At 68.7% G+C, this 13,647-nt stretch carries 13 protein-coding genes; 4 read left to right on the forward strand and 9 right to left on the reverse strand.

Translation table 11 applies throughout. The annotated features are described in order from the left end of the window. The first annotated feature begins 255 nt into the window (after nucleotides 1–255). Entirely contained in the window at nucleotides 256–1,653 is a 1,398-nt protein-coding gene (locus DIE23_RS19915) for an MFS transporter (protein WP_124613705.1), read from the forward strand. Between the two features lie 21 nt (nucleotides 1,654–1,674). On the opposite strand, the gene kynA is transcribed toward DIE23_RS19915, so the two are convergent. From kynA to kynB, 3 genes are all read right to left on the reverse strand, one after another. Beyond that, nucleotides 1,675–2,601, reverse strand: coding sequence for a tryptophan 2,3-dioxygenase (kynA, locus tag DIE23_RS19920; protein WP_124613745.1), 927 nt, complete (start codon nucleotides 2,599–2,601; stop codon nucleotides 1,675–1,677). Nucleotides 2,602–2,680: 79 nt separating this feature from the next. Next, nucleotides 2,681–3,934 carry a kynureninase gene (gene kynU, locus DIE23_RS19925; protein WP_409364242.1) on the reverse strand — a complete coding sequence of 418 codons (1,254 nt, stop codon included), beginning with the start codon at nucleotides 3,932–3,934 and terminating at the stop codon, nucleotides 2,681–2,683. Between the two features lie 25 nt (nucleotides 3,935–3,959). After that, entirely contained in the window at nucleotides 3,960–4,601 is a 642-nt protein-coding gene (gene kynB, locus DIE23_RS19930) for an arylformamidase (protein WP_124613706.1), read from the reverse strand. A 130-nt stretch (nucleotides 4,602–4,731) separates the two neighbouring features. On the opposite strand from kynB, the gene DIE23_RS19935 reads away from it, so the two are divergent. Continuing rightward, nucleotides 4,732–5,232, forward strand: a complete 501-nt coding sequence (locus DIE23_RS19935) for an Lrp/AsnC family transcriptional regulator (protein WP_044844460.1) — start codon at nucleotides 4,732–4,734, stop codon at nucleotides 5,230–5,232. Here DIE23_RS19935 and DIE23_RS19940 read toward each other — a convergent pair. The 3 genes from DIE23_RS19940 to DIE23_RS19950 form a co-directional block, all read right to left on the reverse strand. After that, complete coding sequence (locus tag DIE23_RS19940; protein ID WP_124613707.1) at nucleotides 5,219–5,728, reverse strand: flavin reductase family protein; 510 nt, start codon at nucleotides 5,726–5,728, stop codon at nucleotides 5,219–5,221. The genes DIE23_RS19935 and DIE23_RS19940 overlap by 14 nt on opposite strands. A 327-nt stretch (nucleotides 5,729–6,055) precedes the next feature. Continuing rightward, a complete protein-coding gene (locus tag DIE23_RS19945) occupies nucleotides 6,056–6,721 on the reverse strand; it encodes a hypothetical protein (protein ID WP_124613708.1) in 666 nt (221 codons plus the stop codon). Further along, nucleotides 6,718–8,124, reverse strand: coding sequence for a selenium-binding protein SBP56-related protein (locus tag DIE23_RS19950; RefSeq protein ID WP_124613709.1), 1,407 nt, complete (start codon nucleotides 8,122–8,124; stop codon nucleotides 6,718–6,720). Before DIE23_RS19950 ends, DIE23_RS19945 begins: the two co-directional genes overlap by 4 nt. Nucleotides 8,125–8,687: 563 nt before the next feature. On the opposite strand from DIE23_RS19950, the gene msrA reads away from it, so the two are divergent. After that, nucleotides 8,688–9,248 carry a peptide-methionine (S)-S-oxide reductase MsrA gene (gene msrA, locus DIE23_RS19955; protein ID WP_124613710.1) on the forward strand — a complete coding sequence of 187 codons (561 nt, stop codon included), beginning with the start codon at nucleotides 8,688–8,690 and terminating at the stop codon, nucleotides 9,246–9,248. A 46-nt stretch (nucleotides 9,249–9,294) separates the two neighbouring features. Here msrA and DIE23_RS19960 read toward each other — a convergent pair whose 3' ends face one another. From DIE23_RS19960 to pdxH, 3 genes are all read right to left on the reverse strand, one after another. Continuing rightward, complete coding sequence (locus DIE23_RS19960; protein WP_124613711.1) at nucleotides 9,295–10,614, reverse strand: DUF72 domain-containing protein; 1,320 nt, start codon at nucleotides 10,612–10,614, stop codon at nucleotides 9,295–9,297. Between the two features lie 23 nt (nucleotides 10,615–10,637). Then, nucleotides 10,638–11,858, reverse strand: a complete 1,221-nt coding sequence (locus DIE23_RS19965; RefSeq protein WP_124613712.1) for a cyclopropane-fatty-acyl-phospholipid synthase family protein — start codon at nucleotides 11,856–11,858, stop codon at nucleotides 10,638–10,640. A 133-nt stretch (nucleotides 11,859–11,991) separates the two neighbouring features. Next, nucleotides 11,992–12,636, reverse strand: coding sequence for a pyridoxamine 5'-phosphate oxidase (pdxH, locus tag DIE23_RS19970; RefSeq protein WP_124613713.1), 645 nt, complete (start codon nucleotides 12,634–12,636; stop codon nucleotides 11,992–11,994). Nucleotides 12,637–12,764: 128 nt separating this feature from the next. Here pdxH and tcdA point away from each other — a divergent pair, with 128 nt between their 5' ends. Beyond that, nucleotides 12,765–13,622: a tRNA cyclic N6-threonylcarbamoyladenosine(37) synthase TcdA gene (gene tcdA / locus DIE23_RS19975; protein WP_124613714.1), complete on the forward strand. Its 858-nt coding sequence runs from the start codon at nucleotides 12,765–12,767 to the stop codon at nucleotides 13,620–13,622. Nucleotides 13,623–13,647 lie beyond the last annotated feature (25 nt).

The following is a 13,647-nucleotide window of genomic DNA, read 5'->3' on the forward strand; positions in this document are numbered from 1 at the left end:
GGCTAGCGCCGCACGACGAGAAGCGCGCGCCGCGCATGGGCGACGGCGTTCGCTCGAGACGGATTGGACAGCACACCGGAGCCAGCGCGGGCGCGTTGACACCGACCGTGCAGCACACGAGATCCGGGCACGCGACAGCGCGCCAGCCCGGGCCACTGGAGACGCCATGAAAGCCATCGAATGCCGTTGTCTTGCCGCGCGCCGTTCGCGCACGTTGCCACCGATGCCACCGATGCGTGGCACCCGGGAGGTCGCATGAGCACGCGCGACGGATTGCAGCCGCCGCCGGTCGACATCGACGCGACGCTCGACGATGGCCCGTTCACGCCGATGCAGCGTTGCGTGGTGCTGCTCGCCGCGCTCGCGATCGTGCTCGACGGCTTCGACGGCCAGTTGATCGGCTTCGCGATTCCGGTGCTGATCCGCGAATGGGGGATCACGCGCGGCGCGTTCGCGCCGGCGGTGGCCGCCGGGCTGGTCGGGATGGGTATCGGCAGCGCATGCGCGGGGCTCGTCGCGGACCGCTTCGGCCGCCGCCAGGCCGTGATCGGCAGCGTGTTCCTGTTCGGCATCGCGACCTGCGCGATCGGCTTCGCGCCGGATGTCGCGGCGATCGCGATGCTGCGTTTCTGCGCGGGGCTCGGGATCGGCGGCGCGCTGCCGACGGCCACGACGATGACGGCCGAATACACGCCCGCGCGGCGCCGCACGATGATGGTGACGGCGACGATCGTCTGCGTGCCGCTCGGCGGCATGCTGGCCGGGTTGTTCGCGCACGAGGTGCTGCCGCGCTACGGCTGGCGCGGGCTGTTCTTCGCGGGCGGCGCGCTGCCGCTCGTGCTCGGCTTCGTGCTGGTACGCGCGCTGCCCGAATCGCCGCGCTACCTGGCGCGTCGCCCCGCACGCTGGCCGGAACTCGGCGCGCTGCTCGCGCGCATGCAGCGGCCCGTCGCACCCGGCACCGCGTTTACCGATCTGCGCGATGCACGCGCGCCCGGCGCACGAGGCGGGTTCGGTGCGCTGTTCGCCGGCGGGCAAGCGCGCGACACGATCGCGTTGTGGTGCGCGTTCTTCATGTGCCTGCTCGCGGTGTATGCGGCATTCAGCTGGCTGCCGACGATGCTGGCCGCGAGCGGGCTGAGCGTGTCGGTCGCGGGCTCGGGACTCACCGCGTACAACCTCGGCGGCGTGATCGGCGCGCTGCTGTGTGCATGGGCGATCGCGCATGCCGGTTCGCGCTGGCCGCTTGCGCTGTGCAGCATCGGCGGCGCCGTGAGCGCGGTGTGGCTGATGGGGGTGGATGCGGGACGCCACACGGGCTGGCTGATCGTCGGGCTTGGCCTGCACGGACTGTTCGTGAACGCGGTGCAGTCGACGATGTATGCGCTCTGCGCGTACATCTACCCGACGGCGGTGCGGGCGACCGGCACCGCGAGCGCGCTCGCATTCGGCAGGCTCGGCGCGATCCTCAGCGCGTTCGCGGGCGCGCTCGTGATCACCACGGGCGGCGCGACCGCGTACCTGACGATGCTGGCCGCCGCGATGGGCGTGGTGTGCATCGCGCTGCTCGCGATGCGGCGGCACATTCCGCGGCTGGCGCACGAACGTGCGTCGCCGCGCGAAGGGGAGGAGCTGGCCCGCACGTCGTCATGACGCGCGGGCGCACGGCGTGCGTTACAGCGTGGTGCGCACGTGCCAGAGCTCGGGGAACAGCACGACGTCGAGCATCTTGCGCAGATACGGCGCGCCGCTCGTGCCGCCGGTGCCCTGCTTGAAGCCGATGATGCGCTCGACGGTCGTCACGTGGCGGAAACGCCACTGGCGGAACGCATCCTCGAGATCGACGAGTTCCTCGGCCATCTCGTACAGCTCCCAGTGCTGCTGCGGGTGACGATAGACCTCGAGCCACGCGGCCTCGACGGTTTCGTCGTGACGCATCGGCTGTGTCCAGTCGCGCTCGAGCCGCTCGGGCGCGATCGGGAAGCCGCGCCGTGCGAGCAGGCGCACGACCTCGTCGTAGAACGACGGCGCCTCGAGCGTCGCGCGCACCTGTTCGAGGATGTCGGGCCGGTGCGCATGCGGCTGCAGCATCTGCACGTTCTTGTTGCCGAGCAGGAATTCGAGCTGCCGGTACTGGTACGACTGGAAGCCCGACGACTGGCCGAGATACGGCCGCATCGCCGAATACTCGGACGGCGTCATCGTCGACAGCACGTTCCACGCCTGCACGAGCTGCTCGAGGATCCGCGACACGCGCGCGAGCATCTTGAACGCGGGCGGCAGCGCGTCGCCGCGCACCGCGTCGAGCGCGCCGCGCAGCTCGAACAGCGCGAGCTTCATCCACAGCTCGCTCGTCTGATGCTGGATGATGAACAGCATCTCGTTGTGATCGGGCGACAGCGGATGCTGTGCGTCGAGGATCGAATTCAGCGACAGGTAGTCGCCGTAGCTCATCGACTTCGAGAAATCGAGCTGCGCGTCGTGCCAGCCGGCTTGCGCGGCGGCATCGCCCGGCACGTGCGGGGCTTCATGAGCGGGGTGGGCCGCGCGTGCGCCCGAGAACGGGCAGCCCGTCGGCGCATCGTCGCCGGGCAGCTGCATATGACCAGAATTCACGACTCTCTCCAGATTTGAATGACGGGGGCGCGGCGCGCGACCCGCGCGCGCCGGGCGATGCCGATCAGGTCACCGCGCCGCGCTCGGCGAACTCCGGCGCCTTCCACGCATCGGTGGCCAGGATGTCGCGCAGCGTCTCGACGGCATCCCACACGTCGACGAAGCGCGTATAGAGCGGCGTGAAGCCGAAGCGCAGCACGTACGGCTCGCGGTAGTCGCCGATCACGCCGCGCGCGATCAGCGCCTGCATCACCTCGTAGCCGTGCGGATGCTCGAAGCTCGCCTGCGAGCCGCGCTGGTGATGCGCGCGCGGCGTGACGAGCTTCAGCGACAGTCCCGCGCAGCGCGCTTCGACGAGCGCGATGAACGCGTCGGTGAGCGCGAGCGACTTGCGGCGGATCGCGTGCATGTCGGTCTGCAGGAACACGTCGAGCCCGCATTCGACCATCGACATCGACACGATCGGCTGCGTGCCGCACAGGAAGCGCGCGATGCCCGGATCGGGCGCGAAGCCCGGCTGCATCGCGAACGGTGCGCGGTGGCCCCACCAGCCCGACAGCGGCTGCGAGAAGTGTGCGTGATGGCGGTGCGGCACCCACACGAACGCCGGCGAACCGGGGCCGCCGTTCAGGTACTTGTACGTGCAGCCGACCGCGCCGTCCGCATGCGCGCCGTTCAGGTCGACCGGCACCGCGCCGGCCGAGTGCGCGAGATCCCACAGCATCAGCGCGCCCGCGTCGTGCACCAGCTGCGTGACGGCCGGCATGTCGTGCATGTAGCCGGTGCGGTAGTTCACGTGCGTGATCATCGCGACGGCCGTATCCGCGCCGAGCGCGTCGGGCAGGTCCGCCGGATCGTCGATCAGGCGCAACTCATAGTCGCCGCCGAGCTGTTCGATCAGCCCTTGCGCGATGTACAGGTCGGTCGGGAAGTTCGAGCGCTCCGACACGATCACGCGGCGCTCCGGCGCGCGCTCGGCCTGGTGGCGCAGCATCGCCGACAGCAGCTTGAACAGGTTGATCGAGATGGTGTCGGTCACGACGGTCTCGCCGGGCGCGCCGCCGATCAGCGTCGCGAGCTTGTCGCCGAGGCGGCGCGGCAGTGCGAACCAGCCGGCGGTGTTCCAGCTGCGGATCAGGCCTTCGCCCCATTCGGCGCCGATCACTTCTTGCGCGCGGGCGGCCGATGCGCGCGGCTGCGCGCCGAGCGAGTTGCCGTCGAGATAGATCACGCCGTCGGGCAGCGCGAACTGGTTGCGCAGCGCGGCGAGCGGGTCGTCACGGTCGAGGGCGAGCGCGTCTTCACGGGTCTTGATCATGATGTCGGGTCAGTGGTTCGGTTAATCAGGAGGTTCGGCCGGGCAGCGCGCGCAGCACCGCGCGCACGGGGCTCGCGTCGAGCGTCGCGAACTTCAGCGGCAGCGCGATCAGTTCGTAGTCGCCGGGCGGCACGTCGTCGAGCACGATCCCTTCGAGGATCGCCATCCGGTGCGCGCGCACGCGGTGATGCGCGTCCATGGTCTTCGATTCCTGCGGGTCGAGCGACGGTGTGTCGATGCCGATCAGCTTGACGCCGCGCGCGGCGAGCAGATCGATGGTCTCGGGCGCGACCGCGCAGAAGCCACTGTCCCATTGCTCGACGCTGGCGCGCGCATAGGTGCGCAGCAGCACGCGCGGCGGCACGCCGTCGAGCGCGGCCTCGAGGTCGGCCGGTCGCACGACCGGCGACGCGCCGATGCAGTGGATCACGCGGCACGGGCCGAGATAGGTATCGAGCGGCACCGCGCCGATCGGCGCGCCGTCGGCGTCGTAGTGGAGCGGCGCATCGCAGTGCGCGCCCGTGTGCGGCGACAGCGTCAGGCGCGCGACGTTGACCGGCGAGCCGGCCTCCATCCGCCATACGCGTTCGACGGAAACCGGCGTGTCGCCCGGCCACACGGGGGTGGCGGGGCTGACGGGCGGCGAGATGTCCCAGAGTGTGTCCATGGCATGATGAATCGGTGAATCGATGCTTCGAATGATAGGTGGACGCTCGCAGAAAGTGCTTGCGAAATAAACATGGACAATCCGCCCGATTGGCAGATAATTCGAATCAGAGGGAAAACGGGGACCAAAAATGCACGCGATCACGCTCGATGCCACCGACTGCCGGATTCTGGCGGTACTGCAGGAGGAGGGCAGAATCAGCAATCTCGACCTGGCGGAACGGATCTCGCTTTCGCCGTCCGCCTGTTTGCGCCGGATGCGCCTGCTCGAGGAGCAGGGCGTGATCGAGCACTATCGCGCGTGCCTGAGCCGCGAGAAGCTCGGTTTCGAGCTCGAGGCGTTCGTGCAGGTGTCGATGCGCAACGAAGAGAATCAATGGCACGAGCGCTTCGCGGAAGCGCTGCGCGAATGGCCGGAGGTGGTCGGCGCGTTCGTCGTGACGGGCGAGAGCCACTATCTGCTGCGCGTGCTCGCGCACAACCTCAAGCACTATTCGGATTTCGTGCTGAACCGGCTCTACAAGGCGCCGGGCGTGATGGACATCCGGTCGAACATCGTGCTGCAGACGCTGAAGGACGAAGCGGGCGCGCCGGTCGGGCTGGCGCGCATGGGGGCGATCAAAGCGGTGTGAGGGCGTGGAAGCCGCCGCCGTGGAACACGAGCGGCGGTGCGGCATCCGACACGGCACGCACGCCGCAGCGTTCCACTTCGCCGACAAAGATCACATGGTCGCCTTCGTCGTAGCGGCTGCGGTTGTGGCATTCGAACCACGCGAGCGCACCGTCGAGCACCGGCATCCCCGAGTTGCCGGCCGCGTGCGCGATCCCTTCGAAGCGGTCGCCCTTGTAGGTCGAGAAGCGCTTGCACAGGTCGAGCTGCGACGCCGCGAGCACGTTCACCACGTAATGGCTGTTGCTGCGGAACACCGGCGTCGACGCCGATTTGTGCGCGAGGCTCCACAGCACGAGCGGCGGATCGAGCGACACCGAGTTGAACGAGCTCGCGGTGATGCCGATCAGCTGCCCGGACGGCGCACGCGTCGTGATGACGGTGACGCCGGTCGCGAACTGGCCGAGCGCCTGGCGAAAGGCGGCCGAATCGAAATCGGGTGGGGTGGCGTGCTTCATCGGGCGGCCATCCGGATCGAAACGGACAGGCGCGGCGCGCGGCGGGTGCGGGGGGCGCGGCGGACGAAAGGCAGCAAGGCCAGGGCGGTCGGTCGGGAAGTGGTGCGCATGGCGCGATTTTAGCGGAATCGCGACCGCCGGGCCCGTGCGGACGGTGGATTGCGGGGCCAGTGTGAGGTAGCGAACACTGGCGCGCGGCGCTGCAATCGTGTCCGCGGCGGCGTTTCTGTCGCGTTTCATTGCGCGATGGCAGTGACCCGTCCATGGGGCACGCCATCGGCCACATCATGAATCACGCGTGAGCTCCGCGGCAGTCGCCGCTCTGCGCTACTGCGCCGCCGCCAGCCCGAGCGACAGAGCCCCCGTCAGGATCAGGCTCGACGCCCACACCGCATCGAGATTGAACCAGCTCCGCGCGACGAACTTCAGCCCGAGATAGCGGTATACCAGCCACGCGAGCACGCCGCCCGCGCCGATCATCGCGGCCGCGTGCACGGCCGCGACGACGAGCGCCATCCCGAGATGCGCGTCGACGAGCGTGGCCGCCGCGCGATGGCCGGCGTCCGTGTCGAGCCCGCAAAGCCCCAGATAGATCGGCACCAGCATCAGCCCCGCGCCATGCGCGAGCGCGACCGCGAACGACCACAGGCCGAGCCGCGCGGGCGGAATCCGCGCGAGCGCGCGCGGATGCCGCCGCCGGATCAGCAGCGCCGCGCCGAAGCCGATCACGAGCGCGCTCGCACCGATCCGGATCGCCGACTGCCATGCGAGCAGCGCGGCGAGCAGCCCGAACGGCAACATCACCATGAATACCGCGAGCGCATGACCGAGCGCGAGATAGCCGAGCGCCGCGACGAGCGCGCCGACGCGGCGCGTCATCAGCGCGTTCGAGACCGCGAGCGGCCAGCCCATCGCCGGATTGAGCCCGTGATAGACGCCGCTCGCGAGCACGGCCGCCCACAGCGCGAGCGGCGCGGAGAGGCCGGTGCTCAACGCTTGACCGACGGATAGCAGAACGAGTCGGTCGAGCAGTCGCCGCCTTCGAGCCGGATCTGGTGCGCGCGATAGCCGTCGGGGAAGTCGACCCAGTAGTCGTCGGCGAGCGTCAGCCCGCCGTCCGGCCCCGCATGCGCGAGCACCTGCGCGGCCGGCACGCCGTCCGGATAGAACTGGTCGTCCCACGTCGAGTACAGCGAGTTGGTCCAGTACACGCGCCGGCCGTCGCGGCTGATCTCGACCATCTGCGGGCCACCCGCGAACGCGCGGCCGTTCGTGTGCGGCGCGCGGTGCACGATCCCGCCGATGCGTACCGACCCCGCGAGCACCGGGTGATGCGGATCCGACACGTCGTACTGGCGCATCTCGCCGGTCCCCCAGCACGACACGTACAGGAAGCGGTCGTCGAGCGACAGGTCGATGTCGGTCACGAGCGGCGGCACCGCGCCGAATCCCCTGAGCAGCGGCGGCAACTCGTCGGCGGCGGCCGGCTCGGGCGGAATCGTCGCGGTCTTCTTCACATGGAACTGGCCGTCCTCGCGCCACCAGGTCCAGATCGACCCTTCGAGATTGGTCGTGTCGACCACGACGCCGACGAACCCGTATTCGCGCACCGGATCGTGCGCGGGTCGCACCTCCAGCGCCATCTGGTGGTGCGCGCCGAGATCGATCGTCTGCACATTGCGTCGTGCGCGCAGGTCCCAGAAATGCAGCCGGTGGCCGTACCGGTTCGCGAGCAGGTCTTCCGGCACGATGCCGTTCTCGAATTGCGGCGGCAGCGCCCATTCGCTCGACACCATGTAGTCGCGCGGCAGGTTCCACCAGAAGTCGTAATGCTTGTCCTGCGGGCCGCGATCGATTTCCCAGCGGCCGAGCACGTCGAAGGTCTCGCAGTCCATGATGAAGATGCCGGGTGCGCCGTCGGTGCCGTCCTTGCCCGCGCCGCCGAGCGTACTCACGTAGATACCCTCGGGGCCGCAATGAACCGTATGCGGCCGCGAATAGCCGGTCTTCGCGAACACCTCGTCGGGCTCGATGATCTTGTGGATGCGTGCCTGCGTCGGGTGCGGTTTCGTGTCGATCACGTAGATCCGCGACGAGCGCAGGCCGGGGATGATCAGGAAGCGGCGCTCGAGGAACGCGTGACCGGTCAGCGGCGACAGCGACGACGAGCACGCATTCCAGCCGAAGTGGTGAAACTCGTCGCCGGTGTTCGGCATCGTCACCGTGTGCACGATCTTGCCGTAGGTCGCCGAGCCGGGTTTCACGTCGATCACGGCGAGCGCGTCGGGTCTGGAAAAATCGGGGCTCAGCAACAACGTATAGGCAAATTCCTCCGCCGGCGCCTGCATCGCCAGTTCCGGCGATGCGTGAAATGTCGGGTCAGGCCGCATGCTCATCGTAGTGCCTCTCTCGGTGGTATCGGATCACGGGCGCACGGCCGTTCAGTGCGGACGTGCGGGTCGAACAAGTCGTGTGATGCGAATGCGCCGGCGGCCGCACGCATTTGCAGGGCGTGCGGTGCGGTGCATCAGATCGGGAAAGCGGGGAAACGCGGTGCACCGGGTCGCCGCGCATGCGGCGCAACGGGCGCCGGGCGACGCGAGGGTGCGGTGAAAGCGACGGCGCGCGGGGCACCGGCGGTCTGGCCCGCAATGCGGACGATTTCTGCTGAGGCGCGCATATCGATGTTCCGGCAGATGATGTTGGCATCAGGGCGGGCATGCATCGGACGCTGCGTGCAGCCGGACGGTGTGCCGTCGCGGCGAAGCGTGCCTAAGTGTAGTCGAGAAACGCGCGGCCGGTGGTGCGCGGCGCGCGTGCGGTCCTGCCGGATTCGCGCGCGAGTGAGATACTTGGACGCTGCCGTTTCGCGCCGGGCAACCGGGCAGCGGCGATACGGACCGGCGGCGCCGGTGCGCGCCCGCGTGCCGGCCGCCGTCATCAACGAGGTAATGAATTCATGGTGAACGAGATGCTTGAAACCGCGACTGTGGGCGGCGGGTGCTTCTGGTGCACGGAGGCCGTGTTTCTCGACGTCGACGGCGTGACGGCCGTCCAGTCGGGCTATGCGGGCGGCCATACGCGCAATCCCGGCTATCGTGACGTATGCGACGGCGACACCGGTCACGCGGAGGTCGTGAACGTGACGTTCGATCCGGCGCGCATCGGTTATCGCGAGATCCTCGAGATTTTCTTCGCGACGCACGATCCGACCCAGCTGAACCGCCAGGGCAACGACATCGGCACGCAATACCGTTCGGTCGTGTTCACGCATTCGGACGCGCAGCGCGACGTCGCGCTCGACGTGATCCGCGAACTGGAGCGCGAGCAGGTGTTCGGGCAACCGATCGTCACGCAGGTCGTGCCGCTCGACGACAACTACTGGCCGGCCGAGGACTATCACCAGAACTATTACGCGCGCAATCCGGGGCAGGGCTACTGCTCGGTCGTGATCGGGCCGAAGCTCGCGAAATTCCGCCAGAAGTTCTCGCACCGGCTGAAGTCGCTGCGCGGCGCGTAATCGGCGCATCCGTCCGCAAGCGGCACGGGCACCCGCGCCGCGACCCCTACGCCGCCTCGCTGCGCCAGTGCGCGCACGCGGCGGCGATCTCACGCGCGAGCGCGAGGCACGACAGCGGCGCGGAGCCTTCCGCCTTGTTGTTGATCGTGATGATCACCGGCTGTCCGGCCAGCGCATAGCGCGCGGCCAGCTCGGCGAGCGCCGAGCGCGTGGCCGGATCCTCGTCGACGAGCTTGTCGAACGGCTCGTACTTCGCTTTTGCCTGTTCGTACTTGAACCCGCCGTGCAGGCTCCAGCGCACGATCAGCGGGCCCGGCGCATCGCCATCGAGCAGCGCGAGCGCGGCCGCCTGGCGCAGCGGGTCGGGCATCCGCGCGTGCAGGCCGACGCAGTAGCGCACGCCGAGCGCCGCGAGCGCGCGGATGAAGCGCGGCGTGAGCAGGCTCGCGTCGCGGATCTCGATCGCGTAGCGCGTGCCGTCGGCGTCCGGCGGCAACGGCGGCAGTGCCGCGAAGAACGCCGACAGCCGGTCGATCAGCGCGGCCGGCTCGGCGAGCAGTTGATCGGGAATCGGCGAGAACTGGAACACCAGCACCCCGGCCTTCCTGCCGAGCCCTTCGAGGCACGGCTGCACGAATTCCCGGGTGGCGAGCGGTGCATCGAGGAAGGTCGGGTTCGGGCCCGACGGCTCGCCGCGCCGGCCGCGCACGACCGCGTCGGTGACGGACGCCGGCGCCTTCACGACGAAGCGGAAGTCGTCCGGTACCTGTTGCGCGTAGCGCAGGTAGTCGGCCACCGACAGCGGCCCGTAGAACGACCGGTCGAGGCTCACGCTCTTCAGCAGCGGATGCGCTCCGTACGCCTCGAGCCCTTCGCGCGACAGCTTCGTTTGCGCGAAGTCGCCGTCGTAGACGATGCCGTCCCAGCCGGGGAAATACCACGACGACGTGCCGAGCCGAACATTCGGCGGCAGCGCGGCCGCCGCGTCGGCGACTTCCGCGGAAACCGGTGCGGGCGGCACGCCGCGCCGGCGCCGGCCTTTCTTTTGCGGCGCGGCCGGCGGGGACGGCTCGTCCCACAGCAGGCCGGAGGCGGGGGGCGGTTCCGGTTCCTGATTGGCGGAAGGGCGGGGTGATGCGCGTCCGGCGCGCGCAGGCGACTTTGCAGGTTGCGCGGCATCGCGCTCGTCCGGCGTCACGCGTTCGCCGGCGCCTGCAGGGTGGTCGTCTTCCGCGGGCGCAGCCGCGCGCGTGTCGTCGGGCGACGCGCCGAACAGGTCGAACTGCCCGTCGGCGTGCGACCCGTCCGGTTCGTCGCGCTGCTGTCGTTGCGGCGGCGTGTTGCCCCGCGTCCTGCCGTCACCCATGCCTGCCCAGCGTGAAGTGCCGCCTAGCGCGGCAGCGGTTTTTCGTACATGTAGCGCCGCGACCACGGCAGCGTTTTTGCGCTGCGTCCGGCCTTGCGGCACACGATCTGGAAGATCGACACGTCGTCGTGCTCGAACGCATACGCGCAACCGGCGAGGTACACGCGCCAGATGCGGAATTTTTCGTCGTCGACGAGCGCGCGCGCCTGTTCCGCCTTCGCCTCGAAGTTCTCGGTCCAGATCTCGAGCGTGCGCGCATAGTGCCGCCGCAGGCTTTCGACGTCAATCGCCTCGAGCCCGCCGCGCTGCGCCGCTTCGAGCGCGAGGCTGATGTGCGGCAGCTCGCCGTCCGGGAACACGTAGCGGTCAATGAATTCGCCGCCGCCGAGCGCCGTTTCGCCGCTTTCCGCGTCGGTCGACGTGATCCCGTGGTTCATCGCGATGCCGTCGTCGGTCAGCAGGTCGTGCACGCGCGAGAAATAGAGCGGCAGGTTCTTGCGGCCGACGTGCTCGAACATCCCGACGCTCGTGATGCGGTCGAACTGGCCCTCGATCTCGCGGTAGTCCTGCAGGCGGATCTCGATCTTGTCCTCGAGCCCGGCGGCCTTCACGCGTGCGGTCGCGAGATCGAACTGGTTCTGCGACAGCGTCACGCCCAGGCACGTCGCGCCGAACTTCTGCGCGGCGCGCAGCACGAGCGCGCCCCAGCCGCAGCCGATGTCGAGCAGGCACTGGCCGGGCTCGAGCTGGATCTTGGTCAGGATGTGGTCGATCTTCTTGATCTGCGCGGTCGCGAGATCCTCGTCGCCGTTCTCGAAGTACGCGCACGAGTACACCATGTTCTCGTCGAGCCACAGCTGGTAGAACGCGTTCGAGACGTCGTAGTGATACTGGATCGCCTTCCGGTCGGTGCTCTTCGTGTGATTGAAGTAGCGCCTCACGCGCGCGAGCTTGCCGGCGCTGGTGACCGTGTTGCGCGCGAGCGAGTAGCTGATGTTGATGATGTCCGACAGCCGGCCCTCGATGTCGATCTTGCCCTTCACGTATGCCTCGCCGAGATTGTCGAGGCTCGGTTCGAGCAGGAGCGGCAACGCGGACGCGCTGTTGACCTTCAGCGTGACCTGCGGCGCGCTGAAGGTGCCGAAATCGAGTTGATCGCCGTTCCACAGCACGAGGCGCGCCGGTATGTTCGCCTTCGCCCGTACTTCGTCCGCCCACTGTGCCAGCTTCTTTTCCCAGAACATTTGGAATCTCCGTTTGTTCGTTGAATCGAATACAGCCAAGTATCTTGACCGGCGCCCGCCTCTCGCGAGGCGGGCGCCCGAATGCAACACGAGACACGACCGGCGAGCGCCGGCACCGCGGCCGCGGTTCGGCTTACGGCGACAGGCGCGAGATCGTCCAGCCAGACGCCGCCGCGGCGTCGCGCGTATAGAGCAGGCGGTCGTGCAGCCGCGACGGGCGGCCCTGCCAGAACTCGATCGCATCGGGCACGACGCGATAGCCGCCCCAGTGCGCCGGCCGTGGCGGGTTCTCGCCGTAGCGTTCCGCGACATCCTTCTCGCGCGCTTCGAGCGTCGCGCGGCTGTCGATCACGGCGCTCTGCTCCGACGCCCACGCACCGATGCGCGAGCCGAGCGGGCGCGACGCGAAATAGCGGTCGCTTTCGTCGGCGCTGGTCTTCTCGATCCGGCCTTCGATGCGCACCTGGCGCTCGAGCTCGATCCAGTAGAACAGCAGCGCCGCGTGCGGATGGGCGGCGAGATCGCGGCCCTTGCGGCTTTCGTAATTGGTAAAGAAGACGAACCCGCGTTCGTCGACGCCCTTGATGAGCACGATTCGGGCCGACGGCCGGCCGTTATCGCCGACGGTGGCGAGCGTCATCGTATTGGGCTCGGGGAGCTTGGCGGCGAGCGCCTCCTTGAACCAGCGATCGAACTGGGCGAAGGGGTCGGGGGCGGCATCGGCTTCGTCGAGCGAAGCACGCGAATAATTGATGCGGAGATCGGCGAGAGTCGTCATGTTATGCAAACGCTTCAATCTGGGGCCAGTATAGCGAACGCGCGAGAATCGTGCGTGCACAGTGGCGCGTGTCGACGGGGAGTTCAGGCAAAATAGAGGGCTGCTCGACTTACGTTTTCCTTGCTGCCATGTCCGCTGCCGACACTGCCCCGCCCAGTTCTTCTGATCTTACCCCGACCCCGACAATCAAGCTTGACGTGGATCGCGAACGCCGCTTTGGCGGCATCGCGCGGCTGTACGGCGCCCCCGCGCTCGCCGCGTTCGAGGGGGCGCACGTTGCCGTGATCGGCATCGGCGGCGTCGGATCGTGGACGGCCGAGGCGCTCGCGCGCAGCGCGATCGGCACGCTGACGCTGATCGATCTCGACAACGTCGCCGAAAGCAATACGAATCGGCAGATCCATGCGCTCGACGGCAATTACGGCAAGCCGAAGGTCGACGCGATGGCCGAGCGGATCGCGCTGATCGATCCCGCGTGCCGCGTGAACCGGATCGAGGATTTCGCGGAACCCGACAACTTCGACGCGCTGCTCGGCGGCGGCTTCGACTACGTGATCGACGCGATCGACAGTGTGCGCACGAAGGTCGCGCTGATCGCGTGGTGCGTCGCGAAAGGGCAGCCGCTCGTCACGGTCGGCGGCGCGGGCGGGCAGCTCGACCCGACGCGCATCCGCATCGACGATCTCGCGCTGACGATCCAGGATCCGCTGCTGTCGAAGGTGCGCGCGCAGCTGCGCAAGCAGTACGGCTTTCCGCGCGGGCCGAAGGCGCGCTTCAAGGTCAGCGCCGTGTATTCGGACGAGCCGCTGATCTATCCGGAAGCGGCCGCTTGCGATATCGAGGACGGTGCGGAGCCGTCCGCCGCCGCGCATGTCGCGGGGCTCAACTGCGCGGGGTTCGGTTCGAGCGTGTGCGTGACCGCGAGCTTCGGCTTCGCGGCCGCCGCGCATGCGCTGCGGGCGATCGCGGCGCGGGCCGCGGGCTGATCGGGGAGTCGATCGACGCGCCGGG

It is taken from the genome of Burkholderia sp. Bp9143 (genome assembly GCF_003853645.1).
Classification (GTDB): domain Bacteria; phylum Pseudomonadota; class Gammaproteobacteria; order Burkholderiales; family Burkholderiaceae; genus Burkholderia.

Bases quoted from the DNA above. Each gene is read 5' to 3' on its own strand.
- DIE23_RS19915 (WP_124613705.1), top strand. From the start codon at position 256: ATGAGCACGCGCGACGGATTGCAGCCGCCGCCGGTCGACATCGACGCG.
- kynA (WP_124613745.1), bottom strand. From the start codon at position 2,601: ATGCAGCTGCCCGGCGACGATGCGCCGACGGGCTGCCCGTTCTCGGGC.
- kynU (WP_409364242.1), bottom strand. From the start codon at position 3,934: ATGATCAAGACCCGTGAAGACGCGCTCGCCCTCGACCGTGACGACCCG.
- kynB (WP_124613706.1), bottom strand. From the start codon at position 4,601: ATGGACACACTCTGGGACATCTCGCCGCCCGTCAGCCCCGCCACCCCC.
- DIE23_RS19935 (WP_044844460.1), top strand. From the start codon at position 4,732: ATGCACGCGATCACGCTCGATGCCACCGACTGCCGGATTCTGGCGGTA.
- DIE23_RS19940 (WP_124613707.1), bottom strand. From the start codon at position 5,728: ATGAAGCACGCCACCCCACCCGATTTCGATTCGGCCGCCTTTCGCCAG.
- DIE23_RS19950 (WP_124613709.1), bottom strand. From the start codon at position 8,124: ATGAGCATGCGGCCTGACCCGACATTTCACGCATCGCCGGAACTGGCG.
- msrA (WP_124613710.1), top strand. From the start codon at position 8,688: ATGGTGAACGAGATGCTTGAAACCGCGACTGTGGGCGGCGGGTGCTTC.
- DIE23_RS19960 (WP_124613711.1), bottom strand. From the start codon at position 10,614: ATGGGTGACGGCAGGACGCGGGGCAACACGCCGCCGCAACGACAGCAG.
- DIE23_RS19965 (WP_124613712.1), bottom strand. From the start codon at position 11,858: ATGTTCTGGGAAAAGAAGCTGGCACAGTGGGCGGACGAAGTACGGGCG.
- pdxH (WP_124613713.1), bottom strand. From the start codon at position 12,636: ATGACGACTCTCGCCGATCTCCGCATCAATTATTCGCGTGCTTCGCTC.
- tcdA (WP_124613714.1), top strand. From the start codon at position 12,765: ATGTCCGCTGCCGACACTGCCCCGCCCAGTTCTTCTGATCTTACCCCG.